Annotated in this window: 30 protein-coding genes; 5 read left to right on the top strand and 25 right to left on the bottom strand. The window is 45.4% G+C overall.

The window, feature by feature from the left end; all coding sequences use genetic code 11:
• Positions 1-141 precede the first annotated feature (141 nt).
• Both B0182_RS06690 and B0182_RS06685 read left to right on the top strand, forming a co-directional pair.
• Positions 142-1,407 carry a putative DNA modification/repair radical SAM protein gene (locus tag B0182_RS06690; protein WP_078274172.1) on the top strand — a complete coding sequence of 422 codons (1,266 nt, stop codon included), beginning with the start codon at positions 142-144 and terminating at the stop codon, positions 1,405-1,407.
• Between the two features lie 95 nt (positions 1,408-1,502).
• On the top strand, positions 1,503-2,327 hold the full coding sequence (locus B0182_RS06685) for a TIGR03915 family putative DNA repair protein (RefSeq protein ID WP_078274171.1): 825 nt from the start codon (positions 1,503-1,505) through the stop codon (positions 2,325-2,327).
• 435 nt (positions 2,328-2,762) lie between these two features.
• Here the strand turns inward: B0182_RS06685 and B0182_RS06680 are convergent, their stop codons facing one another.
• The gene (locus tag B0182_RS06680; RefSeq protein WP_078274199.1) at positions 2,763-3,302 is read right to left on the bottom strand and encodes a TIGR02594 family protein; all 540 of its coding nucleotides are present in this window, start codon (positions 3,300-3,302) and stop codon (positions 2,763-2,765) included.
• A gap of 53 nt (positions 3,303-3,355) precedes the next feature.
• On the bottom strand, positions 3,356-3,739 hold the full coding sequence (locus B0182_RS06675) for a hypothetical protein (protein WP_078274170.1): 384 nt from the start codon (positions 3,737-3,739) through the stop codon (positions 3,356-3,358).
• A gap of 685 nt (positions 3,740-4,424) precedes the next feature.
• Here B0182_RS06675 and B0182_RS15155 point away from each other — a divergent pair.
• A complete protein-coding gene (locus B0182_RS15155; RefSeq protein ID WP_280522582.1) occupies positions 4,425-4,547 on the top strand; it encodes a hypothetical protein in 123 nt (40 codons plus the stop codon).
• Here B0182_RS15155 and B0182_RS06665 read toward each other — a convergent pair.
• Genes B0182_RS06665 through B0182_RS06655 form a run of 3 tightly spaced genes read right to left on the bottom strand, consistent with a single transcriptional unit; the run spans position 4,528 to position 10,816 of the window.
• Positions 4,528-4,815 (bottom strand): hypothetical protein, encoded by a 288-nt coding sequence (locus B0182_RS06665; RefSeq protein WP_078274168.1) that lies wholly within the window; start codon positions 4,813-4,815, stop codon positions 4,528-4,530. The two genes, B0182_RS15155 and B0182_RS06665, sit on opposite strands and share 20 nt — an antisense overlap.
• 43 nt (positions 4,816-4,858) lie before the next feature.
• Positions 4,859-10,189 (bottom strand): TipJ family phage tail tip protein, encoded by a 5,331-nt coding sequence (gene gpJ, locus B0182_RS14850; protein ID WP_244893660.1) that lies wholly within the window; start codon positions 10,187-10,189, stop codon positions 4,859-4,861.
• A 51-nt stretch (positions 10,190-10,240) separates the two neighbouring features.
• Positions 10,241-10,816 carry a tail assembly protein gene (locus B0182_RS06655; protein WP_078274198.1) on the bottom strand — a complete coding sequence of 192 codons (576 nt, stop codon included), beginning with the start codon at positions 10,814-10,816 and terminating at the stop codon, positions 10,241-10,243.
• A 418-nt stretch (positions 10,817-11,234) separates the two neighbouring features.
• Here B0182_RS06655 and B0182_RS06650 point away from each other — a divergent pair, with 418 nt between their 5' ends.
• A complete protein-coding gene (locus B0182_RS06650) occupies positions 11,235-11,432 on the top strand; it encodes a hypothetical protein (protein ID WP_078274167.1) in 198 nt (65 codons plus the stop codon).
• Here B0182_RS06650 and B0182_RS06645 read toward each other — a convergent pair.
• The 7 genes from B0182_RS06645 to B0182_RS06615 form a co-directional block, all read right to left on the bottom strand.
• A complete protein-coding gene (locus B0182_RS06645; protein WP_078274166.1) occupies positions 11,407-12,198 on the bottom strand; it encodes a C40 family peptidase in 792 nt (263 codons plus the stop codon). The genes B0182_RS06650 and B0182_RS06645 overlap by 26 nt on opposite strands.
• Before the next feature lie 15 nt (positions 12,199-12,213).
• Complete coding sequence (locus B0182_RS06640) at positions 12,214-12,927, bottom strand: phage minor tail protein L (RefSeq protein ID WP_078274165.1); 714 nt, start codon at positions 12,925-12,927, stop codon at positions 12,214-12,216.
• Between the two features lie 2 nt (positions 12,928-12,929).
• Positions 12,930-13,271 carry a hypothetical protein gene (locus tag B0182_RS06635; protein WP_078274164.1) on the bottom strand — a complete coding sequence of 114 codons (342 nt, stop codon included), beginning with the start codon at positions 13,269-13,271 and terminating at the stop codon, positions 12,930-12,932.
• A 76-nt stretch (positions 13,272-13,347) separates the two neighbouring features.
• Positions 13,348-13,683, bottom strand: a complete 336-nt coding sequence (locus B0182_RS06630; RefSeq protein WP_078274163.1) for a phage tail protein — start codon at positions 13,681-13,683, stop codon at positions 13,348-13,350.
• Between the two features lie 9 nt (positions 13,684-13,692).
• Entirely contained in the window at positions 13,693-17,271 is a 3,579-nt protein-coding gene (locus tag B0182_RS06625; protein WP_078274162.1) for a tape measure protein, read from the bottom strand.
• 129 nt (positions 17,272-17,400) lie between these two features.
• Positions 17,401-17,652 carry a hypothetical protein gene (locus B0182_RS06620; RefSeq protein ID WP_078274161.1) on the bottom strand — a complete coding sequence of 84 codons (252 nt, stop codon included), beginning with the start codon at positions 17,650-17,652 and terminating at the stop codon, positions 17,401-17,403.
• A gap of 1 nt (position 17,653) precedes the next feature.
• Positions 17,654-18,442, bottom strand: coding sequence for a phage antirepressor N-terminal domain-containing protein (locus B0182_RS06615; protein ID WP_078274160.1), 789 nt, complete (start codon positions 18,440-18,442; stop codon positions 17,654-17,656).
• A gap of 215 nt (positions 18,443-18,657) precedes the next feature.
• Here B0182_RS06615 and B0182_RS06610 point away from each other — a divergent pair, with 215 nt between their 5' ends.
• Positions 18,658-19,020, top strand: coding sequence for an Arc family DNA-binding protein (locus B0182_RS06610; RefSeq protein WP_078274159.1), 363 nt, complete (start codon positions 18,658-18,660; stop codon positions 19,018-19,020).
• A 117-nt stretch (positions 19,021-19,137) separates the two neighbouring features.
• Here B0182_RS06610 and B0182_RS14610 read toward each other — a convergent pair whose 3' ends face one another.
• From B0182_RS14610 to B0182_RS06545, 13 genes are all read right to left on the bottom strand, one after another.
• Positions 19,138-19,839 (bottom strand): putative periplasmic lipoprotein, encoded by a 702-nt coding sequence (locus tag B0182_RS14610; protein ID WP_078274158.1) that lies wholly within the window; start codon positions 19,837-19,839, stop codon positions 19,138-19,140.
• 54 nt (positions 19,840-19,893) lie between these two features.
• Entirely contained in the window at positions 19,894-20,196 is a 303-nt protein-coding gene (locus B0182_RS06600) for a phage tail assembly protein T (RefSeq protein WP_169836096.1), read from the bottom strand.
• A gap of 20 nt (positions 20,197-20,216) precedes the next feature.
• Complete coding sequence (locus B0182_RS06595; RefSeq protein WP_078274157.1) at positions 20,217-20,564, bottom strand: phage tail assembly chaperone family protein, TAC; 348 nt, start codon at positions 20,562-20,564, stop codon at positions 20,217-20,219.
• Positions 20,565-20,647: 83 nt separating this feature from the next.
• Positions 20,648-21,079 carry a hypothetical protein gene (locus tag B0182_RS06590; protein WP_078274156.1) on the bottom strand — a complete coding sequence of 144 codons (432 nt, stop codon included), beginning with the start codon at positions 21,077-21,079 and terminating at the stop codon, positions 20,648-20,650.
• Positions 21,080-21,105: 26 nt separating this feature from the next.
• Positions 21,106-21,462 (bottom strand): hypothetical protein, encoded by a 357-nt coding sequence (locus B0182_RS06585; RefSeq protein WP_078274155.1) that lies wholly within the window; start codon positions 21,460-21,462, stop codon positions 21,106-21,108.
• The gene (locus B0182_RS06580) at positions 21,462-21,929 is read right to left on the bottom strand and encodes an HK97-gp10 family putative phage morphogenesis protein (RefSeq protein WP_078274154.1); all 468 of its coding nucleotides are present in this window, start codon (positions 21,927-21,929) and stop codon (positions 21,462-21,464) included. The genes B0182_RS06585 and B0182_RS06580 overlap by 1 nt, the downstream gene beginning before the upstream one ends.
• The gene (locus B0182_RS06575; RefSeq protein WP_078274153.1) at positions 21,913-22,254 is read right to left on the bottom strand and encodes a phage head closure protein; all 342 of its coding nucleotides are present in this window, start codon (positions 22,252-22,254) and stop codon (positions 21,913-21,915) included. Before B0182_RS06575 ends, B0182_RS06580 begins: the two co-directional genes overlap by 17 nt.
• Before the next feature lie 9 nt (positions 22,255-22,263).
• Positions 22,264-22,551 carry a head-tail connector protein gene (locus B0182_RS06570; protein WP_078274152.1) on the bottom strand — a complete coding sequence of 96 codons (288 nt, stop codon included), beginning with the start codon at positions 22,549-22,551 and terminating at the stop codon, positions 22,264-22,266.
• A complete protein-coding gene (locus tag B0182_RS06565) occupies positions 22,548-23,864 on the bottom strand; it encodes a phage portal protein (RefSeq protein ID WP_078274151.1) in 1,317 nt (438 codons plus the stop codon). Before B0182_RS06565 ends, B0182_RS06570 begins: the two co-directional genes overlap by 4 nt.
• Entirely contained in the window at positions 23,864-24,223 is a 360-nt protein-coding gene (locus B0182_RS06560) for a hypothetical protein (protein WP_078274150.1), read from the bottom strand. The genes B0182_RS06565 and B0182_RS06560 overlap by 1 nt, the downstream gene beginning before the upstream one ends.
• Before the next feature lie 95 nt (positions 24,224-24,318).
• The gene (locus tag B0182_RS06555; protein WP_078274149.1) at positions 24,319-25,665 is read right to left on the bottom strand and encodes a phage major capsid protein; all 1,347 of its coding nucleotides are present in this window, start codon (positions 25,663-25,665) and stop codon (positions 24,319-24,321) included.
• The gene (locus B0182_RS06550; protein ID WP_078274148.1) at positions 25,662-26,288 is read right to left on the bottom strand and encodes an HK97 family phage prohead protease; all 627 of its coding nucleotides are present in this window, start codon (positions 26,286-26,288) and stop codon (positions 25,662-25,664) included. The genes B0182_RS06555 and B0182_RS06550 overlap by 4 nt, the downstream gene beginning before the upstream one ends.
• A 65-nt stretch (positions 26,289-26,353) precedes the next feature.
• Positions 26,354-26,557, bottom strand: coding sequence for a hypothetical protein (locus B0182_RS06545; protein ID WP_078274147.1), 204 nt, complete (start codon positions 26,555-26,557; stop codon positions 26,354-26,356).
• Positions 26,558-26,614 lie beyond the last annotated feature (57 nt).

Genomic DNA, 26,614 nt, shown 5'->3' with positions numbered 1-26,614 from the left:
AAAATTGAAAATTGAAAATCCCTTGAAATTGATTTATCACACCCCCATTTAATTTAAAATTTTAATAAAATCATAAAGTTATACTCCGATACCAGAACAGTTTATCAAGTTTTATTTTATCAAGGATTATCATCATACGCCATGACCATCAATTTTGATCGTATCCAAGGCAAGCTCAACATCCTAGCTGACGCCGCCAAATATGACGTCTCTTGCTCATCATCAGGCTCAAACCGCAAAAACCAAGGGGGTTCTCTTGGCAATTCGTCCACATCGGGCATTTGCCACAGTTTTACCGAAGATGGGCGGTGCGTGAGCCTACTCAAAATCCTATTTACCAACCACTGCATTTATGATTGTAGTTACTGCACGTCAAGACGTAGCCATGACACGCCCCGAGCCGCCTTTACGGTCGAAGAAGTGGTGGATTTGACCATGCAATTTTATCGGCGAAACTACATCGAAGGGCTGTTTTTGAGCTCAGGCATATTCAAAAGTGCCGACTATACAATGGAGCGACTCGTTGAAGTGGCACGGCGACTGCGTGAAGAAGAACGCTTTGGCGGTTATATCCATCTAAAAACCATACCAGGGGCATCGCCTGAGCTTTTACGCCAAGCAGGTCTGTATGCTGACCGCCTAAGTGCCAATATCGAGATTCCGACCATCTCAGGGCTAAAACTGCTCGCCCCCGAAAAAACCCACGACCAACTAAAAGCCCCCATGCAAACGGTCAAAGATGAGATTGTGGTATTCAAAGACAGCAAAAAGCACCACAAAAAAGTCCCTAAATTTGTCCCCGCAGGACAGACCAGCCAAATGATAGTGGGAGCAACGGGCGAGACGGATTTGCAAGTGGTGAGTCTTGCCAGTCATTTTTATCAAAAATACGACCTAAGGCGGGTGTATTATTCAGGCTATGTGCCTGTTTTGGCGGACAAAAATCTGCCTGCTCTCTCCACGCCTGTGCCGATGGTGCGTGAAAACCGCCTGTATCAAGCCGATTGGCTCATGCGGTTTTATGGTTTTTTAGCTCATGAGATTGTCACCCCTGACGAGCCTTTTTTGGACTTAGAGTGCGACCCCAAATTGGCGTGGGCGATACGCCACCGTGAGTTTTTCCCCGTGCATATCCAAACCGCTCCCTATGAGATGATACTTCGCATACCCGGTATTGGGGTTAAGACCGCCAAAAAAATCATCAAAGCAAGACAGTTTCGCACGCTGACTTTGGAGCATATCCAAAAGATGGGGGCGGCGGTCAATCGTGCCAAGTATTTTATGGCGTTGTCGGGCAAAAATGAACATTTGGCACATTTGACCAAGGATAATTTTAGGCAATATCTTATCGGACAAACCCAAACCAAATTCAAAGACGAGCGAACAGGACAGCTTGCTTTGTTTTAAGGTTTTATTAATACGCCCCAAGATGTTTTTTGTGATATTGGCGTGCATAATGTTACCCACTGTAATATGCTTATTTTGATGAATTGGAAAATAATTTGGATTTATTAACCATTGATGATAACATTACCCTAACCCATGACAGTGGTTTTGATGGCTGGCTGACGGCGGTATTTGTCTGTTATAAGCAAAAGTGCACAGATAGGGCGACATTGGTGTGCCGTCATGAGTACATACCAAAGTTTTTTGACACGGTCGTGGATGTAACAACCAACCCCGCCAAAGCCGAACGGGTGCTGACCAAGCTGACCCAAACGCTTGGTAAAGATGGTATAAGACAGCTCATGTGGGCGTACTTATCCGAGCTTGACTATATCCCAAACGTGCTTTTTGGTGTGGTCAAATACGCCCTAGCCAATCCCACAAAAAATATTCTAAAAGACCACGCCCATCCCGATGTTATGGCTCTAAACCAAACGGTCAAATCAGTGGGGCGAGAGCGACACCGTATGAAAGCCTTTGTCCGCTTTGAGCATACCACAGACGGGGTGTATTTTGCCAAAATCAACCCTGATTTTAATGTTTTGCCACTCATCACCAATCACTTTAAGGCACGCTATCAAGACCAAGATTTTGCCATTTATGACATCAAGCGGGGCTATGGCATTTTGTCAAGGCAGGGCGATACAGATGTGCAGATGATTGTTGGGATTGATGATGATGTATTGACAGACAGTCGCTCGGTATGGAGTGATGATGAGGCTCGTTATCAGCGATTTTGGCAGGGATATTTTGCCAATGTAACCATCAAAGAGCGTATCAATCCCAAGCTACATAAGCAGTATCTGCCCGTTCGTTATTGGCGATATTTGTCTGAAAAGCAGGTGCGTGGCGATGAAGAGTTTTTGAAGAAAAAACGTTGATATTTCCTTCTTTGTCAATGGGCATGATTATTAGAATATGATTTGAAAAGCTGTTACACCCAACCAACTTAATATTTACCACGGGTTTGTAGGGGTGTGCTGAGCACACCCTTTTGATGACATTACTGTGCCTACATCCACAAATCATTGTGTTTGTAGTAATTTTAAAATTTATTGGGTATATATTTTGGATTCTTATCTTATGGAGTGTTTGATTTTCACTCACAAAAAAGGCTTAACTCAAAATATGAGCTAAGCCTTTGATTTTTGTAAATGGTGGAGATGGCGACCACTGATTATTTTACATAAATCATTGATTTTTATAGATATTTTTATAAATCATCTGATTTTGTGTGGGTTCTGTGTGTGGTTGCCATCAATCACTAAACTATATGCCTGCTATTATAGCAAGTAAAACGGAGATTGACAAATATTTCAAGCCTCATTCTTACTTACCTTGCCATCGCTGGCAAGCACAGGCAACGCAAAACGACTGGTATTGGGCAGGCTTTGCGTACCGCACCAGCGGTAGCCCAGCACACGAGACACCGCAAAGGGCTTGATATTAACCGCATCTGCTTGATTGCCACCCAATACCATCAGATTTCCCGATCGATCTCGACCCACGACAAATCCCACATGACCGCTTGCCCCTTTCGGGTTGCCACGCCAAAACACCACCACACAGCCGTAGGCAGGGTTGTTGAGCTTTGTGCCAGCATTTAACCAACTTCTTGCCATCGCAAAACCGTTTGGGATATGCTGACCCAGTCCAGATTTCGCCAGCACGCCACCAACAAAACCACCGCACCATGCTGTTTCATCATTTTTAAACACCGTAGGCACAGCTTGGTTTTTTGCTTTGAATGCACTTGCCCAAAGCTCTAATACGATGGGATTGTGCTTAACGCCTTTGATTTCTTTTTGCCCGATGTAGTTTCGTGCAGTTTTGATCCAGCTTAATTCATTTTGCATGGTTTGCTCCAAATAAAAGCCCCATTCGGGGCGGTTAAAAAAAAATAACAAGATTATTTAATCAATGCTTTAACAATGTTTTTAATCTCAGTCACAATCTCCGACAATGTCTTATCAGAAGTGGTTAATTGCCAAGAGCGGTAAACCGTTCCAAAAACAAGCATGCCGAATGATGAAAAAATCAAATAAAATAACGCCTGTGCATAGTAGTTGAGATGTTCAAAGTCAAAATAGTCAATGGTAAATTCCCCCATAAAAAGCCCCAAACCGATCGCACAAGTGATTTTGATGATGATTTTTAAGTTTAGGGTTAGATTGGCGTTATCGTCTTTATCAAGATTAATGTCGCCACTTAATACAAGACTGATTAAGCCTCCAACAATCAAGGCAAATAGTTTGGTTAAAAAAGGTATGGCTTTTGTTAAGGTTTCGGGCATTGGTAGTCTCCTAGTAGCTACATAATAAGAATCTTCTGTACATAGAGTTCTGGAAATCGGACACTAGTCTATGTACAATTGGGTTTTCGATGTTGTATTTTGGGTTCGCCCTTATTAGCACGGATAGCATCTCCCCGTGCCCATGTGTTTTCGTAGCCATCCACAACAAAGGAGAATGACTTCTGTCGAGTATCATTCTTATGGGCGGGTAGTAGTACTCAAATAGTAAACGCAGGGGGATAAAACTTTGGCATATCACGAATGACCTGTAACTATCCGCATTCGTGTGAATATCCATAGGAAAGTTGACGGTGGGTAAATCCGAGTCATATACGACTTCCCCTTTGCTATTGAATATCTCCAAACCCAATCCCGATTGTCGAATGGGAGGGTTTATGTCAAAAAACAAAGCCTTAAAGGGTTCTTTTTTCATTACTTCAAACATAAATGATATATGGTTCATGCTCTTAGCGTAGGCATATTGTGGATAGTGTTTGATGAATGTTGCTCGATGTACACATAGGAACACTCTGGCAAACCTTTGACCATTTTTTCTATATGAAATCTGTGCATACCCCACACCATATTTGAAACTAATTCCAACCAAGGGGTACTTAATATACTCTGGGATGGGAATATCGATGACCACACCCCCATCGGTATCCGACCCCAGATAGAATCCCGTATGGAAAAACGCATCGTCATTCGCCTTGTCGGGTGGCGATATGGCGTGCTCGTGTACCAATCCGACATTCACTGCATTTTCATCAATCAACACGCCAAAATCACTAACGACTTGAAACATTAAACTCTCCCACCAAAAAAGATTCAGTAAATTTTTCCAGTTGCATCATCATCGCTTCTGGGCGGTCGGTAATTAGTAATTCGTTTGGATATTTGTCCAAATCCACAAAAGCCGATGCAAAAATGACAAATCTTCTGTTCCCGTCATTTTCTTGTCTGAATTTCCCCAGTTCTTTCTCGCCATATAAAACTTTTGTGATACGCAGAACTGATTTATCCATACCAAGCAACTTTCGCCCATTGGCATCATAAACTTCTAAACCGACTGGCATAAATTCACTCCAATAAAAAGCCGTCCAAATCGGACGGCGGTTGTTACCATAAACCAAGACGCACTCTCAGCACATTATTTTCATCATAAACCATCAGCAAGCTGTCCTTAATTTCAAGCCTTGCCCCTGTCTCGGCGGATTTAAAATGTCCGATTTTGGCAGACAATGCTGATAAATTGCCAATACTTGCCTTGTCAATATGAGCCAGTTTAATACTAGCATTGGCAATACTCGCACTATTAAGCCACGCCCCCGCAGGATAGCTCACGCCATCGATGGTGGTGGTGCGGGTCGCAAACACAAACGGCTTTTTGGCGGTGGTTGTCGCTCCAAAATAAATCTGGTCGGCATTGATGCCAAAACGAGAAGTAACACGACCATTTTGCAACTCACTCATCAGACCATAACCACTGATAAAGCCATTATTGTCTACCGTCACAGCTTTGATCGCACGCACGCCATTAACCGACTGCTCCACATTACGGATACTTGTGGTTTGACCGTTTAGCGTGGTTTGCAACTGGTTGACCTTATTGGCTTCTGCGGTAATTCTGCCGTCCACTTGTGTGACACGGGTACTTAGGTCGTTTAAGGCGGTGGCGTTTGCCTTGTTGTTGATATCGGCTTGCAAGTCTTCGGGGGCGGGTGTCCAGTCTGTTGCCACATTACCCTTTTCTAACTTGATGCGGTCAATACGGTTTTGACTGGTGGCAGAGTTTGGGTAAAAATAGACATTCAAATGTGTATCATTAGGTGTGCGGGGTGTACTACCGTTCATCGGCAATCGCCACCGCCCCTTGCCTTGATACACGCCATCAGCGATTTTGGCAAGTTTGAACAATTCAGTATAGCCTTGCGTGTTATACACGCCAATGCCCGTGCGGTCTGCTCCCATGTCGCCCCACAGCGTTACCACTACTTCGTCGCCCACGCTCGGAGCATTGGTCAACTCAAAACGGTGCATATAGTTGGCATTGGCAACACTTGGATTGCTGTTTTTAAGTAAGTTACGCCCGCCCACCGCCAATCCATCAAACCGTGCATTTAACTCGGTTCGAGCCGTTGCCACTGCATTTTGGGCGTTGGTTGCCGTATTTTGGGCGGTAGTAATCCGCCCGCTTAGTTGGTTGTCCGCATTTCTATAAGCAGTATCAAGGTTTGCGATACGCTCGGCAGTCGCTGTATCTTTTGTTGCTTGAGCCTGCTTAAATTCATTAAGGCTCGCTGTCGTTGCTTTGGTGTCCAATTCTTTGCCCGTTGCAGTTTTTTCCCAGTCACGCCACGCCCCATTATAAACACGGGTGTAAACAAGACTTGCATTATTGTCCGCCCACGCTGTTTGCGTGATACGATCATTGCGGGCTTTTTCTACCACCACATAAGCCCATTGAGCAAACGGGGCGTTGGGGTTGCTCCCTGCACGGATAAAATACTTGCCCGTTTCGGTCAGTGTATTTAAATCAGTGGCGGCAGTTAATTCCGTCCACTTGGTGCGGTTGTCAAGAGCGGTATAGTTGGCGTTTAGGGTGTCTACCCTTTGAGCCATCGCACGATCTTTGTCGCCGATAGACTGCTCCAACTGCCCCAGTTTTGCAGTGGTTTGGCTGTCTGCCGATTTATAAGCCGTATCAATAGCACTAATGCGTTGCCCTAATGCCGTATCAGCATCCGCCCGTGCTTTCTGTTCTGCTGTGATTGCAGAGTTAGCGGTGTTAGCACGGGTCAACGCATTATTTGCCGTGTTTTGGGCGTTGTCTGCTTTGGTGGTTGCTGTGTCCGCTTTGCCGTTTGCGGTGTTGGCGGTTTGTTGGGCGGTGGACACATTGGCGGTTAATTGGCTGATTTGTGTGGCGGTAGCGGTGTCTTTATCGCTCAATGTTTTAAGCTGATTGGCAACGCTTGCTTTATTGCCGTTGTAGTCTGTTTGTAGGGTGTCAATGCGTTGCCCTAATGCTGTATCTGCACTCGTGCGGGCGGTGGTTTCGCTTGCCAAATTTGCCGTAAGTGTGCGGTCAGCCGATTTATACGCTGTGTCCATTGCCGTAATTTGCTGACTTAAAGCGGTATCAGCATTGGTTAGGGTTTGGCGTAGGGTTTCAAGGTTTGCCCCCACATCGCTTGCCAGTCCCGCCACCTGCATTTGCCACACATTATTGTCGGTGCGTGTCCAATAACTTGAAATTCGCACAAAACTGGCATTTTCGCTGTCAAAAGTCGCATAATCCCCACCCCTTGCGATGATTTGCCCTTTGATAAAGGTTTTGTCTGCGTCATACCACATTACCCGCAGATTGCCAAAGTTACCTTCAAATGAGCGTATTTCATACACGGTATTTGTTTTGACGGCAATAAAATCGCTGGCACGGTGCGACCCCCAAGCGGTCAGTTGCCCGCCATTGTTTTCGTCCAAAAAGTGTCCGTTTGTGGCAGTGCTTACTTTAAACAAATTGCCATTATCAAAGCGTGCCGATAACCGTTCAATGCTCGTAGCTTGCCCATTTTGCGTTTGCTTAATCGCCGTAATCTCGCTATTTGCCGTATCGGTAGCCGTTTTTAACTGGCTATATTTTTGACTTAAATCCCCAGTCGTTACTCCAAGCTCACGGATAGATGATGTATGTCCGTTCGTGGTTTGGGTCAGATTGGCGATTTCTTGCGTTTTAGTGTTGTTTGCCGTTTGTAGGACAGTGATGTCACGGATTGCCGTATTAATGCGATTGCGTTCCGTTGTGATATTGCCCACCGCAGTTTGTAGGGTATTTTTGGCGGTGTTTAGCTCGTTTTGTGTGTTAGCAAGCTGGCTGTTGAGCGTGGATAAATTGCCATTTACTGCATTGACCGCATTTTCCAATGTGCTGATTTTGCCAATCGGTGTCCGCAAAGTCTGATCCAGATGGCTTTGGTTGATTTGCCCTGAGATGATGTCCAGCACCTTGTCGGCTCGTGCTTCGGTCGTGCCAGAAGTCCATGCCGTCCAGTCCGAAGTGTTGCCCAGCTTATCCACAATTCTCGCTCGGTAGTATTGGGTTAAATTGCCTTGTAAGCCTGTAATTTCGTGCTTGTTCGTTGGATAAGCAAAAGTACCAAGTGCGGTGATGTTTGTGCGACCGTCAGGCGATACTTGGATTTCTGTGAAGTTGGTATCGTCGCTACCTGCGGCAAAGCCCCAAACCAAATTCATGCCAAATAGCACACCAGTTGCACGGATAAACGCAGGGCGGTTTGGTTTACCGACTTTACCCTGTATCTCGGTCAGATTAGAATGAGTGGCAAGGCTTGCCTGTCCAAAGGCAGAAATAGCCGTTACTCGGGCTTCGTATTGCCCTGCATAGACTCCAGTGATTTCAATGCTGTTTGTGCCTGTTGGCGGCAGGCTTTGCCAGTTGCCATTGTCTTTTCGCCACTCCACGGCATATTTGACTGCACCAGCCACTTGTTCCCAGCCGATGACAAGGGTGGTAATGCTCACGCCTTGATTGACTGTGTGATAGCTTGACAGATTGACCGACTTTGTGGGGGCTTGCACGGTCGGATTGATGACGCTAATCGGACGCTCGTCAATGTACGCACCGTGGTCGATGGCATCATATTTGGCAGGGTTATACTGCACCGCCGTAATTGTAAACTGATGGTTTTCATCAGCCGTGACTGACAATACACGAAATTTCATCGTTGCTAAATCAGCACTATCCAGCACCCAGACATTTTCCATGCTGATGTCGCCAAAGGCTTTGGTAACAGTAACTTTGTCGCCATTGACCGAGCGGATTTGCTGTCTTTGGCTTGTGCCATCATCGCCATTAATGACAAGGGTATCGCCAGTTTTGGCGGTGATGGTGCGGTCAAGTGTGATGATGGTTTTGGCTTTATTGATGGCAAGCACACGACCGCCCGTGGCACGCCCTGCAAACAGCTCATCACTGATTTCAATCACTTTGGCAGGGGCAGGGATAAGCCCATCAAGCCCAACTTTGAAAGTTACCATTCGTGTTTCAAGTTGCTCAGATTTTAACGCCCACAATCCTGCACGCTGGGCTTGCCCACGAGAAGTACAGCCCCACGCAGCGATGTCCGCCACACGCACGCCAAACTTAGCAATCGCTGCTTCATCTCGGACATATTCGTATTCGGTTTTAAAATGGTTGGCAGGATTATCCCACGCTACCTTTGCCACGGTACGGCGGTCACGAGAGCGTGTGCCTGTATATTCAAACACGCCATCAATGACATTGGCACGACTGAATGAATAAATGCTGTCTTGTGGAATGTCCGCATCCAGCACAATGCTGTTACCGTCCCAGTAGGAAATTGCCCGAAATACGCCCGCAAGTCTGGAAAGTAGCTCAAACGCACCGTCCGCCGACTGGATATAGACATTGACGGTAAAGCGTGGCTCTTGTCCGCCCATGCCATCATCAACCATTTCATCACAGTATTGGGCGAGACGATACAGTGACCATTTATCAATCATGCTTTGGGTCAGACGACCACCCAGCCCATAGCGTTCGGCGGTGCATAGGTCATAATAGACCCACGCTGGATTGTTACTGTACGCCATCTTAAATTGTCCGTCCCACATACCTGTATAGGTGCGAGCCACAGGGTCGTAGTTCGTTGGTACTTTGATAATCAAGCCCTTGCAACGAACCGACATTTTGGCGACATTGCTAAAACTCTCGGCATCGTATCTTAGCCCCATCACGGCGGTGTTAGGATAACGAAGTTTTAAATCAATCACTTCGCTGATGGCAGCGATGTACATTTTATCACTGATAAATTCAGAAGTGCTGTTCGGTGTGATACGGCGAACACGCAGCTGCCAGCCTGTTTGTGCTTTTGGTAGGTCAATACGATGGCTACGCTCGTAAGCGTCCGATGTTTTGGCATTGATGGATGTATTTAGGGCTTCCACCCAGCCGCCGTTGTCGGTTTTGACATCGATGGCATAATCAATCTTTACGCCTGACACATCGCCATTTTCACGGTTTTGCTGACGCAACGCTCCCCATTTTAGACGCACACGCAGAGCATCAAGGTCAAGATTATTAAAGGCTTTAACAAAGGGTGTGCCGTGTTTTAGCTCGACATTAACCGCTGTTTCGCTTGCCACATCTGGAAAACCGTCAATGTACTCTTGGTCGTTCGTGCCTGTGCGAAAATCCACTTTGACATTGGGAAAATTAAACTCGCCATTGTCATTTTGTAAGGGCGTGTCTTCCAAATAGACGGATTTATAGCCATTTGCCAAACCTGCAATCTCGCCTTCGCCCAAGCCATACATGATACTGATAAAAGTTTTGGACTGAGCAGAGTCAGGGGCGATGACAGGCTGTCTTTGTTTGCCACCGCCTTTTTTAGCACCGTGGATGTTCATTTTTTGTCCTTGTTGTCTGTCAAAGTGTGTCAAATTGGGTTGTGCTGTTGGTTACATCATGTCTTCTGGTAGCTGGCTGGTTGACAGGATAAATCCGCCGATTTCTCGCTCGCCGTAGAGAATAGGGACAGGATTGCCTTGTGCCACAGTCGTAACCGCACCACCAAAGCCTTTGTTTGCCTTGTTGCCATCTTGGTTGTTATCCTGAGTATCCACTTTTGGCATAAGCATCTGAGAAATGCCGCCCACCATCATACCAATACCTGCACCGATTAACGCTGCTCCAACAGGAGCAAAGCCCATGCCTGTCGCCACGATACCAGCGACCACCATGACCGCTCCAAGGACGGTTTCTAAAATACCTGCTTTTTTTGAGCCTTCCACAACAGGCACGACACGAATCACTTTGGCGGTATGAGTCATCTCAAGCTCGCTCTCGCCCACATTTTGCTTATCATGAAACACGGCAAAGCGTAGCCCCTGCCTATGAGCGTTCATCATAAATTCTTCAAAGCCAGCCAACTGCACGCACAAGGCACGCATGGCTTCTTTTGTGCTACTCACTGCCAAGTTAAAAGATTTGCCGAATTTTTTGGCTAAAATGCCGTGTAAGATGATGGTTTTCATGGCTGAATTTTCCCCAATAAAAAACCGCCCACGATGAATCATGAGCGGCTAAAATCACTGTTTTTTTTTGATAACAAAAAAGCCAAATAATTCATACAATTTTTAACATTTTTGCAAAAAAGTGTATAAATTACTTGACTTTTAATGTAGTATTTACTATAATATGTTTATCAAGACAAGGTGCTGCAACACCAAGCCTTGATAGGTTATCCGCCACCGACCTTGTGAAGTGGTGGCGACCTTAGGAGATAAGACAATGAAAACGCTCTTCAAAGTTATCATCATTGTTATCCTGCTAATACTAAGCAACAACGCTTACTAACAGCAGGTAGCCTGTAAAGGCTGGGGCGGTGGGCAAGCACACCGCTTCACTCCTAAAACTTATGATTATCTTACCAATAATGTAAGGATTTGTCAAATGCCTAAAATTGTCAAAACCCCAAAAAGCCGTGCCGAAACTCAGCGTGAGAGTGATGAACGCCGTGGCGTAAAGGTGGCAAGCTATAAATTCCCCACAGAATTTATTGACGAGCTGACCGTTTTATCTGAAAAAACAGGACTTTCACGCTCTGCCATTATCATGCAAGCTGTCAAAGCGTGGGGGCAGACTTTATGAGCGAATGATGACGCACAACAAGCACCGTCCTATCCGCCCACCCCTTGCCATAAATCTCACGCACCGACTGCCGTCCGTAGGGGTGGTGCAGGATTAGAGTGTTGCCCACGCAAGGCGGTGTTGTTTCGCTTTTGAGTGTGTCATTGTTGCCGAGCCAAATCACAGCGTGGTTAATATGATGCGTGCGTCCGACACGGCAAAGTAGCACATCGCCGTATTGCAAATTATCTTTGTCCACTTCCACAAAGCCTGCTTTTTCAAAGTTCTGCTCATACAGTGGGGCATGATTGGGATCTTCCCACCAAGCGTCTGTGCGGTCAAAATCAGGCAATTCAATACCAAACTCACGGCGATAAAAATCACGGACGATGGCATAACAGTCCTGCACGCCATGAATGTAATTTCGCCCCAAAAGTGGCGGTCTATACCCAGACGGCTCATACACGCCAAAGGCAGGCTCATCACCATAATCTTGCTTGGACACCGCCACGATGACCCACGGCACACCGTGTAGTTCAATCTGTAATTTATCCAAATCGGACGGCAACACGCCGCCGTCAGGGTGGCTATGGACAATCGCCTGTATCTCGCCCATGCTTTCCGCTTTTGCAAAATCTTTGGGGCAAAGGATAAATTGCTCATTGTCATGAGCGGTGTTGGTGCAGGCAATGTATTTGTCATTCGCAATCACGCCACAGCACTCGGCAGGATAGCAGTCAAAGGCGTGGGCGATGATGTCGGATTTTAACGATTTAGTGAGTCTCATTTTATGTTCCTATCGCTATGAGCCAATCAAACTGCTGGCAGGACAACCGCCAAAGGGCAAGGGCTTATTTTTTCCAAATCGGCACACGCACGATTTCATACGCCCACCGCATTTGTCCATGATGGGGTTGTCGGTAGGGTTGTCGTGTTCATCAAACATGGCCACACCTGTATAACCGCATTCTTCGCCACGATACTTACCCACAACCGCCCAATGACAATAATTGGTAATCTCTCTGACTGGGATTTTTAAGCCCTCTAAATCAATGGGGTTGGACAGCTCAAAGGTAACGAGCTTTGCGTTTTCTGATGTTTTTTGTTCAACGAACCAAATTTGCTCTTTGCATTCATCGCTTGCCGTAGGGTTACCACCGTCAAAATTAACGGCATCTAGATATTTGGCAAGGGTGGTGATGACGGTAATTTTTGCCCCTGCAAAATCACTAAACTGCAAGCAATACGCCGACACCGCACCTTGTACCCCTGCGATGTTATTGGCAAGGGTCAGCGTGGGGGTGCTTGCCTTACCGTCCGACCGCATTTCAAGCCCTGTAACAGACAGGGCTTGTGGGTTGTACTCTTTGCCACGAAAGACAATATTGCCGTCATTCTTATCATGGTTGTGTCCATGAAAGCGTAAAATTCCCGCTCCCAGTTTGGTTGCGTCAAGCTCAAACAGCGTAACCAGACCATCTACCGAGAGCTTTTGAATGTCGCTATTAAAGGACATGGTTACTCCGCCAGCGTGTCAGTATTGACAGGTTCGGTTTCATCAGCACCAAAGGTCAGCTCAATGCCGAACTCATCATTACCAAAGGACAAATGGAACGTAGCGACAGTCAGACCAGCATACTCAAAAGATTTAAGCTGAGACTCTGCCCATGCCGTGATTTCGGCTTGTAGCTTGGAAATGCGGTTTTTACGCACGTTTTTTTCAGACGTGATAACTGCAAAATCTTGATATTCGGCATCATAGTCAATCTTGACGGTTTTGGTATCATCGCCACTCCACAATGAGCGTGCGTAGTTAAAGTTGGCGAGCGTGTTTAGCTCATGTACTGATAATGTTTTCATAGATTGCTCCATTAAAAAAGCCCTTGTAAATCAAGGGCTTTGGTTATGTCAACGAAACAGATTTCGCCAACATCGGTTAAAAAATTTGTTCAAATTTTAAGCTAATTTGCCAAAAATTACCTTTTCTTTGTGAAACTGGGTAATCTTGGCAAACGTACTTGGCGGTATTGCCATGTGGGTCAGTCCACAGAAACGGTATCACGCCTTTGTGTTCGTCAAGAAAATCTTCAATCGGCTTGATGACCGAGTCATAATCACCCGTCTTTGACCCCGTCCAGTCTTTGATTTTATTGTTGATACCGTGACTCACTCGCTGGGTATAACCGTCCCCAAACTGCGTTTTGGTTGCGTTATGACGAACATCGGCGGACGCTCCCATATTCATTTGCCATTTAAAGGTTTTTAGGCTCATCATATCCCCCTATCGGCGACCATTGACAAAGTTATAAATAGAACGACCCTGTCGCATTTCGCCATGAATGATAGCAAGCACACCAGTTTTTAAGGCTTGCCCCATTTGGTTTTGACTGTCATCTTTAACATCATGAGAACCATCTGCATTGATTGTGATGTGCTGATTGATGACAACGCCACCACCCACGTTTTGCAAACTATTTAATTTGTCATCTAGGGCTTTGGCGGTGTGGCGTGGTAGGACACGCTCGCCTTTTTCCAAATTCCAAGTACCGCTTTTGGGGACGGACATAATGCCGTCATGGGCTTGACCCACAGGCATGATTACCGACTTAATCGCACTGACAATTCTAGCCCCTTGTGCAGTGGCGGTAGCAATGCCTGCAAATTTCTCAGCAAGCGTAGTGCCTTGTGCAAAAGCATCAGAAATTGCTTTGTGCATATTAAGCAATGCTGTGCCAATCGCAAAGCCCTGTTGCATGGCAAACATGGCACGATACAGCCGAGACTGCTCACCCAATCCATCTTTGGTAATGCTAGCAAGACCGCTAAACATCGTCTCCCCATCGCCAAGCACCAACGCATTCATGGCAAGACTATGGGCTTTCTCAATCTTTAACCGTTCGTCCGCTCCCCATTGCTTAATATTGATACGCTCCTGCTCGGTCAGACGCTCGTTATCTAATAACGACTGCAACCCTGCATCCAAACTGGCGTATTGGCTTGCCGTCTTATCATTTAGCTCTTTGTAGGGGTTGGCAGGTGTGGTAAGTCCCACGCTTTGACTGATAAGCTGTTTGGCTCGTTCAATGTCAAGATTAGCCCCCATGACTTGATTGTGAGCGGTTAAGACATTGAGCTGTTCTTTGAGTGTGTCAAGGCGTTTTTGTTCATCGGTTTTTAGAGATTGGATTAGGTCGTTGTATTGCTTGGTAATAACGAGTCTTTTTTGGTCAGTCGCCAAAATATCCAAGCCTTCTTTGACTGCATTGTAATAATCAGTATAGCCATCTTTTAAAAGATAATTATATTTTTCAAGGGTTTGGATTTGCTGTTGCTCAATAATCACAAATTCTCTTGCTATGCCGTCAGGCACGGACAAGGCTTTTAATTCTCTGCCGATGTCATTGATTTGGTCTTGGGTGTCTTTCTCCCTGTTTTTCAAGTCAATGAATATTGCTGATTGCAACATTTCTCTTTTTGCTGTTTCGCTCGCAAGTGATAACTTATTGTATTCATCATTTAAGTCATAAAGCATTTCTAAGTATTTTGAGCCATGTGAATACATTAACTCTACTTCTCGTTTATTGGCTTCAAGAATTTTTCTTATCTCAAAATCAGCCAAATCTACATCCACTTTTTTTGCCCATTTTCTAAGCTCATCTTGCAGGGTTTCGCCAAGACCTTGGAACTTCCCATATTTAATCTCATATTCCAACTGGCTAAGTTCGGTTACAAAAGGCGTTTTCAAATCCCACAAAGTCTTGCCCCATGCACTCATTTGGTCTTCATAGGCTTTTTGCAGTGCTTTTGTCAAATCATCGGTAGCTTTGGTAGCTTGCTTGTTGGCATCTGCTAACTTTTTCGCTCCCTTACCTGCTTTTTCGCTGGCACTTGCTACATTATTTAAAGAAGTTCCCAAAGCCAAATTAGCACTACTTGCTTGTTTGGCTTTATCTTGCATTTGTTGATATGTGTCAACCCATTTATTTTCCAAATAATGTGAATTATAACTGGCAATATTTCCAGCACTACCAAAGTCAGGCGTGGCGTATGTGTAACGAGCAAAACTTTCCTTACCAATCATCGGAATGGATTTATCGCTAAATGCACCCAAAACAAAATTAGCCCCCTTTGACAAAGAATTAATTTCATCAATAATGCCGTGTACGATTTTTTCAAAAACGCTAATCGCAAAATTACCAATGCCTTTAAAAACATTAACAACTGATACGCCTAATGCTCTGATATTTTTGTTGGCACTATTGACAAACCACACCACCGTAGCACCGCCCAAATCAAAAGTACGAGCGATGATTTGCCCGACACCCACAAAGCCTTTGTGCGTGCCTGTAAAAAAACCGCCAAAGGCGGTTTGGGCAAAATTCGTGGCATTAGCCGAGCCACCTATAAGATTATCAAAGTAGTTAGCGGTTGCCGTCCATGCTGTCCCCAGTCCGTCCACAACACCGCCAACAAAGTCCATTGCCAACACACCTGCCACACTAAACGCATCGCCCAATGACTTAACCGCACCGCCCAGTCCTTCGGTGCGTGCGATGACCGCCCCAATGACGGCAGTCAAGGCAAGAATGGGGTGAGCGGTGATAATCCGCCCAAGCGATACAAATGCACTGCCTAGACCTGTAACCGCACGAGTGGCAAGAATGCCCACCCCCATTGCGGTGCGTTTGGCGGTGGTAACCCCTGCCAGGGCGAGCGTGTGTAGCCGTGCGGACGCTGTGGCAGTGTTAAAACTACCTGCCAAACCCACTAATGAGCGAGCATAAGCGGTCGTGGTTGCCATGGCGGTCTTGGTTAAGTCAATATAATGGGCTTTGGTCAAACGCAATAACATCATGCGAGTGGATAGCACATTGTAAGCGTTGATTTGTCCCTGCACGCTAAATGCATTGGCAATACTGGCTTTGGTGTTTGCCAAAGTCGCCCCCGTCAGTCCGACAAATGATGTAACAAGGGCGGAGTTTTTGGCGATGTTAGCAAGCCACACCGCCCCCATTGCCGTACCCACACCAACCAACGTGCGAAAGTTTTCGGCAACCCACAACGCCACACTCGCCAAATTTTGCGATAAAAGACTGTTCTGGTTCATAATATCGTCCACCAAAAAATCATATTGGCTTTTGATATTTTGAATGCCTTGTGCAAAGGTGGTCGGCATTTTGTTGATGGTTTCTTGCAGTTTATCATAACCACCAAGCACCGCGTCCATCATCACTTGACTGGTAATTTTACCGTCTTTTGCCATTTCTCGCAGTTCGCCACGAGACACCTTTAAGCTGTCGGTCAAAAGGTCAATGATGACAGGGGCTTGGGCGGATACTGAGTTGAACTCTTGCCCACGCAACGCCCCCATACTCATCGCCTGACCAAGCTGAACCAGTGCCGCCTCCTGTGCCTGTGCCGATCCACCGCCCACACTCATTGCCATGGTGATGTTGCGTGTAAAATCTAGGACTTGCCGTTGGCTTGCCCCTAGACTGTCCAACGCTCGCTTACTGGACGCATACAGGTCAGTAACGCCGTCAATCGTTGTCCAATAATCCGTACTAATTTTGCGTAAATCCTGCAAAACGGCATTATATTCTTCTGTGGTTTGGGTGTTAATTCGTACCTTGCTTGCCAAATCCTGCATACGGTCAGCCGTCTGCATGATATGCGAAATGCTCACCGCACTTCCCAAGCCAGCAAAAGCCATACCAAGATGACTGCCCACGAGCTTGCCGTAGTCCGCCACGCTCTTTAACTCTTTTTTGGTCTTGTCCGTTGCCTTTTTCATCTCACGCACATAATTGGCGGTGTTGGCGTGTAGCAAGATGTCTAAGCGTGATAAAACTTTTGCCATAGTGATTTCTTGTGAAATTTCCAATAAAAAACACCGCCAAAGGATTGACGGTGCGTAAATACAGTTATTGATTTTGATTAAATCATACCCTAAAATGGTCTAAATTTCAAGAGGATTTTGCCAAATGGATTAAGCAACTTTTTCCAAACGCTCCAATCCTTTGACTTGTGGCGTGTCTTGTTCACGCAGTTCGGTAATAAGTGCTTGTATTTTGTGCATTTTTTGACTGGTTAGCATTATTGTGTCTAGTGCCAACCCTGCAACAATCGCTTCATCGCCAGAGACATTTTCTATGAGCTGAAAAATAAGCCAATCCAGCTTTTTAATGCGGTTATTAACAAGACATACCAATTCATCAAGTTCATACAGTTCTTGTTTCATCTTACACCTCCACGCCATCAAAAGTTTCGCCTGTATAGCCAATGGCATTGACCGTCTTATAAGACAGGGCAAGCCGTGCATTGTCATCTAGGCGGTGCATCATCTTTTTGTGTGCGGTTGCTTCATTTTTCATAATGGACAGTACAGTCAAGGCGGTGGGCAAGCGTTCTAGGGTAATCCAATGGCTATTTTTGACCCCGCAATAATGCTCAATGGTCGCCTCAATCTGACTAAACGCCATTTGTTTGTCATAATAACAATCCGCCACTTGACGAATCAGGGGAACTAGGGCATCGTATACTTGTCGCATTTCTTTGATAACTTCTTGGCTGTCGGCGGCTGACATATGCGACTTAAAGGGCGTAATGGGAGCAAGTTCGGTTAGGGTCTGTGGGGTGATACAAACAGGAGCGGTCATCGCTCGCTCATTCACCGCCACACCTTTGTGCCAGTAGTCGTGTAGCACGGTAAAGCACTCTTCTTGATACTGCTCGACGATATGGCGAATGTCGCTACGCACTTTTTCGGGGTTAATGCTAAACAGCCAGCCGTTGAGTTTACGGACAGGAATACAAAGCATTTTTTGAGTGCCACCATTCGTAGGAGTGTTCATATGAACACACCCAAATTTTGGGGTGCGGTTGAGCTTTTCGGATTGGCGTTTCCAATCCAACCCCATATTTTCCACAATGGGACGGACAGCGACATAATGCTCGCCATCTTTTTCTAGGGTGATTAGGGTGTCGCCATTAAAATTGACAGTAGCGACCTTTTGTGATACATTAAACATAGGAATGCTTCCTTTGTTACGGTTGGTGTTCTAAATCCCTTGCGTTGATTGGTAGTCTGGCAAGGGATTTTTATTGCTTTAAAGTTCAGGCTATATTATAATAACCCTACTGGGGATATATGATACAACCCCACTAGGGTTAAGTCAAGTATTTTTTTAAAAAATTTTAAGGTGTGGACATATGACCACACCTTAACATAAGCAAGGTTATTGATATGGGTCAGCATTTAAACGTGGATTTCAAAATTCGCCTACCGCACGAACTTAAAGACAAACTTAATCAATCAGCAGAAAAACATAATCGCACCATGACGGCTGACATTGTGGCACGGCTTGAAACAACATTTAATACCATTGTCGAAAATGAGATATATGGTTATAATGACATGACAGAGCCAGCCATGACAGTTCATCTGCATAATATTGTCATTGGTCTTATGCAGTCTCAGTATAAGGATATTATTGTGCAAAAAAACCCTTTTAATGATACTTGGGTGTTAAGTTACCACGCCTTACGCTGTACAATTGATGAGAAATTCGCACAAGCATTGATACATAAGGGGTGCAGTACAATTTAATTTGATATTCTCAAATTTCTTTGTTTTTACCAGAATTTATGTTACAATACCACACAGAGCGTCCAGAACGCCAAAGCCCCCAAGTCTGTTGATTTGAGGGCTTGATGTTTTTTGGTATTATTCAAAATAAGTTACTTCTGCTTGACCCTCTGGGGTAAACAAACATTTTGCTTTAACTGGCAACTCTACCCCCAAAGAATTTTTTGCAGTAAACCCCACAGTAACGATAACATTACCGTGAGTTTTGGAGGTTCGTAGCGATGTATCCAAAACCTTAAAATCAACACTGTTAGGGTATTTTGCCCCATTTCTTACAAGCTCTCGGCATTGTTGCAGAGCCTGCTGTTCAGACATAGCCTTTTCGGATTGAGCTTTCAAAGGCTTGTCATTTTTTATGTCCTTATCAGAAACAAAAAAGCGTTCGCCATTTGCACAATCTACAAATACAACGATTTCCTTTTTAGGTGTGCTTTTTTCTTCGGATAAGCCCACATAATCAACGCTATCACACGCATTATCGGAGTTGGCTATTTTTTCTGCGGAGGCTCGTTCGTGAGCCTCTAACTTAGAAATCCAATCATTTCCCCATTGCTGATAAATTCTCGGGTAATTCTGTTTATCGTACTTGGTAAAAGCGTATTGAGATATGGGTTTGCTTTTTGCTATTGGTGTATCTGGTTGCTTGCCCTTGTCTTGAATGTTTGACACATCGCCACTTTGCATTTGTGCATTCTGATTGTTATTGGCAACTTGCTCACTCTCTGAACCGCACGCAACCAGTACAAAACAAGTCAAGCTAATCGTTAATAATTTTTTCATAAACAAGCCTTTGGATATAATACAACTGTATCATACCCAAAAACCTATCTTTTTTCAACCTATGGTAGAAAACATCGCTATCGTTCGCTCCATTTGGGCTTGTAGCTCCGCCTTTCTCTGCTCTAACTCATAGGCTTCTCGCTCATCGTCCGTCATCGGATTAGGGTCAATGAGGATATAATCAGACGGCTTACCCCCTGCCATCGCACAAGCAACCACCGCCGACTGTATGTCGCCACGATAACCGCCTATCGGGTCTAGGCGGTCATAGGCTTGCCACTCGGCAAACTCATGGGCGGTGAGCGTGCGTTCTAGCTCGCCCACCGTCTTTCCCAAATGCCCCGCCAATTTAAACAAAAAAAGCCGACTTTTGTCGGCTATGAGTTTTTTTCGTGTTCGCCTGTGTCAATATCCAAGCCGTTTAGCTTGTTAATCTCTTTGATGACTGACAACATCGCTTTAAAATTGATTTGGTTAATGCTATCTAGGTCATCAATGGTAAATAAACGATTGCCTTTTTCATCACACACGCCAAAGATAAAAGACAATGCCATATTATTGCCTTTTTCTTTTTCTAGGTGTTTGGCGATTTGTTCTTGTTCGCCCACGCTGATTTGACGGATATAAATATCGCCGTCAAATTCATCAATATTGATTTTCTTTGGCTCATTGATTGCTGATAAACCTGCCAATAGTGCGGTTGCTAATGTTGCTACTTTACTCATAATATATACCTTTTTAATTTAGTTACAATAAATAAAGCCATTTATCATTAAATGGCTTTATTTTGTGGGTTTGGGTTATTTAATTAACCTGCAACTTTGGTTACATCGCCTGTAATGGTAATTGTACCTGTTTTGCGGATTTTCTTTTTTTGGTCGCTGTTGTCGGTGGTTAGCTTTGAGATAATGCCTTTAAATTGGCGAGATTCGCCCGTGGCTACCACATACTTTAATTGCCAGTGCAACTCTTTACCGCTTTCAAACGATGTTTGCAGTAGCTGATGTGTGGTGTCTTTGGGGTCAAGGGCGTATTCAAATTCAATTTCACTCTCTTCCTTAAAATCAACAGGGGCTTTGACTGTACGGCGGTCATCTGTTGCGGTAACTTCGTCCAACACCTTTTCTTCGGACGGGTGGTCGCACTTGGACAAATGCTCTACCTTTTGATATTCGTTGCCGTCTGCTGAGACGTGGAGCGTAAAAAAGCTGTCCACGAGATTTTCTACTACTTTTGCCATGAGATTTCTCCTATTTGGCGGTTAAATTAAAATTCTAGGGTTTGCCAAAAACCATATTCAATAATGGCTCTAAATAATCCGCTTTCTTTGTCATGGACGTATTGCACGCCATGATAAATAGACGGTTTGATTTTATTTAATTCATTGATGACTTCATGAGATAGCTTTAAACAATCATCATAATATTTATGATAAACATCTATTTGCACATTTGCCCATTCGTGTCCTGTAATACCGTCCAAATCATTATCGGGTTCGGTGCTGATGATTTGATAAACGATATAAGGCGGATTATTGGGGCTTTTTTCTGGGATAAATAACGGATAACATTTATCATCAACCAAATGGGCTAAATGCGTATAAATAATTTGACTGGCATTCATTAAATTTTATCCAATTCATCTTTTAAAGTTTTGGCAAAAATATCAACGGCTTTTTGCACATTTTTATCAAAGGCAGGGCGTAAAAAAGGCACGGCAGGCATTTGACTTGTGCCATATTCCACAAAATGCCAGTAGTTCGGATATTCCTTTTGTTTTGTGCCTTTGCCCACATAAATACCCATTGCCACGCCATGACCACCAAGCTCGCCCATTTCACGTTTGGGGACTTTGCGTTTTCGGATAGCCGAACGCAAAAGTCCACGCTGAACCAGTACTTTACGACCACCTTTAACGGTCATCATGTGCGGTTCTGGAGCGACAGACGCATAAAATTTAGCGTCTTTTCGTATGGGGTTTAGGGCTTGATTTAGGGCTTTGGATAGGGCTTTGTCTTTCATTTTGTCATCAAGTGTGGCTATGACTTCGTCCAGCCTATCCAAGCCCTGAACTTCAATTTTGCCTATCATTGCTGACCGCCTTTAACGCCAAAGTCAAATATTCCTTACCACTCCCATTATCCGCCAAAGGCTCGCCCACGATTTCATACATCTTGCCAGCGTGTTGCACTCGCATTGTACCGTCAATGTCATCACGATAACGGATTTTTGCCCGTGCCGTGATTTGGGTGTCCTGTGCCTGTCCTGCAATAATGTCTTTGACCGATAAGGGGGTAAATTGCCCCCAAAGGGTCAAGGCGTGTTCCCATTGACCTACTTTGACCGCACCAGTAGCGGAGCGTGTGGCGGTAGGGCGGTGGATTTTTAGGCGGTGGCGAAGTGGTGTGGCTTTCATTATTTTGTCCTAAAAGCTCGGCATACGATACGGAGCTAACATCTGACGCACTGCTGGCGGTAGATAGTTGCCATGATTTGCACCATTTTCACTGTTGCGATTGTCATCAAGATAACCGACCATCAATAGCGTGGCGACTTTAAGACTGGGTAGCATTTCATCTGTGATGTCATCTGTGATGTAGTTTTTGACCGCATCTTCGGCACTTTGCAGATAAATGGTCAAAATCTCATCATTGGCATCATCGTCATAACGCAGGTGGTATTTGACTTCATCAAGCGTGGCAAATTCACTCATCGTTTATCTCCTGTATCCAGCACGCCCCGAATGCGTAGGCGTGGCTTGACCGTCTTTTGTGGTTCGGTAGGCTCGGTTTTTGGTGTATTGCCAAAAGGATTGTCGCTGTTGTCTCGTTTGGCGAGTGCTGACAAGCTATAATTTTGTTGTTGCATCAGCGGACTTTCTCCACCGACCACAGGCGGCAGACCCAGCACCGCACGGGCTTCATTCGGGCTAAAAATACCGCTCATCGTACCTTCTTTTAAGTACATGATTTGGCTGGTGCTATCCATGCGGATAAGTGGGGACAAATCCGCCTCACATTCCACGCCTTTTTCAAGGTCAAGATGTTCATCAAGCAAGTTTTCAATCGCCTCGATGTAATGCTGTAAGCAGTCCGAATAATAAATCTCGTTCAAATCCGAGACTTTTTGACCTGCCTTTGCCTCGCCCATACCGACCTTAAAGGCTGGTACATGGAACACCGAGCAGACCGTTTCGCCGCTCATTTTTAGCTGTTCGATAGCTTGGCTGTCTGACGCACTCATGGCAATCGGCTCATATTTTGCCCCGCTACCAAGTACTGCAATACCGCCACGATTGACCCCGCTATAATTGGCTTGCCAATTTGCCTTGACTTCATCAGCTTTGCTTTGGCTGATGTCGGTGGGGACGGATAAAATCCCACTTGGACGAGAATTATTGCCAAACAGCGTGCGAGATTGGTTCTGGATTGACAGCCCAAGCCCCACGCTCATCGCACACGCCGTCAATGGCGAAAGACCCACAAGTGGGTGGTAAAAGCAGTTGTAACGGTCATGAATAATCTCAGACGCTGGCACGGTGGTCTCCGTCAAGCCATACAGTTTATCGGTGCTAATCTGATAAAACACTTCGCCAGTGTCAGACACCAGCACCTTGACACGGTCGGGATTTAGGATATATAGCTGCCACACTTCGCCGAAAATGTCTCGCTGTTTCAAAATATACGCATTGCCACGCAGTAACTTGGAGCTGACCCAATTTTCAATGAACTGCTGCCAAGTTTGGTGCTTGTTCGGACGGTGCAGGATTACTTGGCTACGAGACTTGGCAGGCAAAAGCACGCCATCTTGTACCGACTTTGTGCGAATGCGGAGCTTGCCGATGTCGGTTGCAATGAGACTTACGCAGGCAAACACCGCATGAAAATGGGTTAAATCCGTGCGTTTTAACTCGTCATTTTTTTGCCACGCCCCTGTGTAGGGTTCGCTCACGATGGGTAGCCAGCCGTTGCCGCCAGTACCGACAGGGGTAAGCGATTTTTTGCGGAATAAGTCAAAAAAGCCCATTAGTTGTTTTCCGTTTTGGTCTTGGTCTTTTTGGGTTTGGGGGTTTCGGTGGGTGTGGCAGGCTCAGTAGGGGTATTTTCTGCGGGGTCTTGTGCCTGTTCGCTCACTTCGTCAGCTTTGGACGGTTTTTGGTCGTCTGCCATAGGTTCGGTGGTTTCGGTTTCGGACGGTTCTTGGTCGGTGCTTTGGTTGTCATCTAACCGCCCAAATAAGTCGCCCGTGTCGCCATCATCGCTGTCGGTTTCGTCATATTCTTTGGCAAAGCCAAGCTGAATAAGGATTTTAGCCTGTGCGGTGTTAATTTCTTTAATGTCGCCTGTGGTGGCGTTGGGAGCGGGTTTTAGGTATTGAATTTTCATAGGTTACTCCTAAGCTGTTTTTGTGTAGATACTACCAATACCCACACAAAAACAGCCCTGCGATAGGACTGTTTTTTGCCTTGTTAAATGACCACTTAATCTTCGTACTTGATGGCTGCTGCTGCCATTGGACGGCGTTTTGCCCAAGTAATAAAGCGTTCGGCACGAATGGCTTCTTTGTTTTCTTGGAACAAGTGTACAAGCGTTTTATTTGGCATTGTGATGGTGGCTTCTGTACTGTACGACACTTCAACCTGTCCTTCATCTGCCAAATAAAATTCGGACGGCTTAATCAGCTCCACGATGTTACCAGCACTTTCGGACTCGATGACGGGCAAGCCGTTTAGCGTTTTTTCGCCTGTCGGTGCTTGTAGCCCTGTAAAGACAGGAGCACCAAGCGGATTTGTTAGCTCTGCCCACTCTGACGCTCGGGTTTCACTCATAATGTAGTGAGCTCCTGTCAAGGATAAATTTGCCTTGATAAAGGCTTGGCGGAGTTTGGCAAGGTCGGCTTTGATTTGGGCTTCTTCGCTCCCTGTGGCGGCGATGATGGTTGCTCCGTGCAATGAGCCAGCAGGACGGGTAGCACTTTGGGCTTGGTCGTCAATAAAGGTCAAGTCAAGTAGCAAGCGATTGGACTCAATCAAATCGTCCAAGATACGGCGGTCGCCATTAAATTTATTAAAACGGCTAAGTTCGTCCGTCAAAACGGCAATGCCAGCAACTTTGTGGCGTTTTAATTCCACGCTGTTAAAAGTGGCATTGGTAACAGGTTTTGGGTCGCCTTCGCCCACCCAAGCCGATGTCGCCCCTGTTGCCATACCTGCGATGGTGGAGTTAAAGTCGCCCGCTCGCATATATTTGGCGAGCTTATCAATGATGGTTTGGGCTCTAAGCAGCTCAATAAATTCATTGACAAGGGGACTGACAGGCACAAGCACGCCCGAGTTGGTGGTGTCCATTACCACAGCCGATTTTTCAAGCTCGGCAATGACAAGGGGGTGCATTCCTGCGGATTTGGCGATTTCCACAGCACTCACAAAGTCACCTTTGCTGGCAAGTTTGCTAGATAGGGCTTTGGCACGAGCCATTTGTGCAAAGCCAATGCCCTGCGGTAAATTGGATTCTACTTTCACGCTTTTGGTCTGCTCTGGGGTTTGGGGGATTGGTTCGCCTTCGGCACTTGCTTTGGCTTGCTCTGGGTTTTCGCCACCGATTTCGGTAGGATTTGGGGCGGTTTCTACCGATTTAATCAGTTTTTGCAAGCGTTCAGCATTCTTTTCTAGGCGGGCGATTTCGCTTTCTAATGCCGTGATAGTAGCTTCATCATCATCGCTTGGGGTATGACCGCTAGCGACTGATTTTGTCATAATATCGCCAATTTGTTTTTGTTTGGCGGCGATTGTGGCTAGGATTTGAGCCAGTTGTGCTTTGTAATTCATACAAGTTTCACTCCGTTTGTGGGTAAAATTAAAGCAACACCGCCATTTGACGAGTTGCTTTTTTGGGTTGGTTTGGGTTGTAGATTTGGGCTGATGGGGTTGATGATTGGCTCAGGTGCGTCAAGCGGTGGCAGATTTTGCCGATCAAAGGCGGATTTGATTTGCTTAACGCTCGTTATGACACTATCGGCATTGGCAGGAATGGTAACGATTGACAGCTCCCACCACTCCCATTCTTTAATGTGCAAGCCCCAAGAATTTTCAATATAGCTGTATTCTTTGATTTTAAAACCAACAGACAAGCCCTTGATTAGTCCAGATTTAATGGATTGCCACGCTTCGTCAATGCGTTCTTTTAGCTTGCCTTCTTCATCAATTTTGGCGATTTTGGCAGTAATTAAAATGCCACCTGCGGTAACTTCCGCTTGGATAACTTCGCCAATGGGCTGACTGTGATTGTGGTGTGATAATAGGGGGATTGGTAAAGTAAATTTTGCCCCTGTTGGCTCTAAAATATCGTCATCTCGGTCAGTGCTTGGGGTCGTGGCAATGCCTGTGATGATGCGTTCATCGTCCGTGTCGGTGACGGATTTGATTTGTAGGGTTGAGTAGGCTTTTGTCATAATTTTTCCAATGATTGATAAGCAAAACCCCACCGATTGGCAGGGTCTTTTTTTGTACTTATGGCTTAATACAAGCCTTGATTTAAAAATTTAATTAAATTTGCCAGCTCGTTTTCGACATGGGCGATGACAATCTTGTCTGCAATACTCGGCTCTTGCATATTGATTTTTTCGACAAACTTATCTTTGATAAGGTTGCAATATAATTCAATGTTGGTTTTGTCGCCAAATGCCTTTTCGTTTAGCTCTTGGTTGATGGTTGCGGTCATCTTGTAACTCCATGATTTAAAAGGGTTTATTGTCTTGACGACCACAGTATCGCTCGT

Origin of the sequence: Moraxella bovis, assembly GCF_002014975.1 — a bacterium.
In the GTDB taxonomy this organism is placed as follows: domain Bacteria; phylum Pseudomonadota; class Gammaproteobacteria; order Pseudomonadales; family Moraxellaceae; genus Moraxella; species Moraxella bovis.
This window is presented reverse-complemented; position numbering and strand designations above follow the sequence as displayed.